Origin of the sequence: Endozoicomonas sp. ONNA2 (assembly GCF_024606365.1) — a bacterium.
Lineage (GTDB): Bacteria > Pseudomonadota > Gammaproteobacteria > Pseudomonadales > Endozoicomonadaceae > Endozoicomonas.
Genome location: NZ_JAHHPO010000823.1, coordinates 1 through 1,169, shown reverse-complemented (window position 1 = coordinate 1,169; position 1,169 = coordinate 1). Strand labels below are relative to the sequence as shown.

Annotated in this window: 1 protein-coding gene; it reads right to left on the bottom strand. The window is 39.3% G+C overall.

What is annotated here, in order from left to right; all coding sequences use genetic code 11:
- Window positions 1-62: 62 nt before the first annotated feature.
- The gene (gene pseI, locus KDK14_RS14580) at window positions 63-1,112 is read right to left on the bottom strand and encodes a pseudaminic acid synthase (RefSeq protein WP_257265900.1); all 1,050 of its coding nucleotides are present in this window, start codon (window positions 1,110-1,112) and stop codon (window positions 63-65) included.
- Window positions 1,113-1,169 lie beyond the last annotated feature (57 nt).

The following is a 1,169-nucleotide window of genomic DNA, read 5'->3' as shown; positions in this document are numbered from 1 at the left end:
GTATATACTTTATACCAGTTTCACGGCATGTTTTTATGAAGATGAAAGTGTGGTTTTAAAAACTACTCAGTTAGAAGTTCAAAAGATACCGGAGTGCCTTTTGATATTTTGCAATTAACTTTTTTACCAATTGTATAATTTAGATATTTAGGGGGGATTCCATAACCTGGTCGAATGCTACGAATGTGTTGTTCTGTTAGTACTTCACCTGCATTAATGTCTTTTACAAAGTATAATGACCGTCGGAATTTGATATTCCCTAGCTCTGCTTCGGTTTTTTCATAATTGATTTTCCCTAAAGCTTGCCATGCAGTCTTGGTATCGTTGCATAAGTTGGCTAATTCTTTGGGTTCAAGTGAAAAGCTATCATCTGGCCCACCAGCATTTCGGTCTAGTGTTACATGCTTTTCTATTAAACATGCACCTAGAGCAACAGACGCTACGGCAGTCGCATTGTCTATCGTGTGATCTGATAAGCCTACTAAAACATCAAAGCGTTTACCCATATCCTGCAATGTATTGAGGTTGTATTGTTCAGCTGGTGCTGGATACCCGCTAACACAGTGCAGAACTACCAAATCATTACAGCCGCTATTTCTTGCTGTCTCAATTGCCTCTCTTATTTCAGTTTCATTTGCCATGCCTGTAGATATTATCATTGGCTTACCTGTTTTTGCGACTCTGGCTATTAACGGTAAATCCACTAACTCAAAAGAAGCAATCTTATATGCAGGGGCATTTAATTCCTCAAGCAACTCGACAGCACTGAAATCAAATGGGGAGCTAAATACAGTAATTCCTAACTCTTTCCCTTTATCAAATATTGGCTTATGCCACTCCCATGGCATTTGGGCCCACTGATACAGTTCATAAAGTGTATGCCCATCCCATAATCCGCCATGTATTTGGAACTCTTCTTTATTGCTGTCTATGGTGATCGTGTCTGCTGTATATGTTTGGAGTTTAATGGCATCGGCCCCAGCTTGTTTAGCGGAAGCCATGATTTGGAAAGCACGGTTTATGTCACCATTATGATTGGCCGATAATTCAGCTATTATATAGGGTTTATGATCAGGCCCTATATCGCGGCCATCTATTTGTATTTTCTTCATAACATTTCCTGATTACCACTGATCGTACGTCATGATACAGAGAAAGTTTATTTAAGA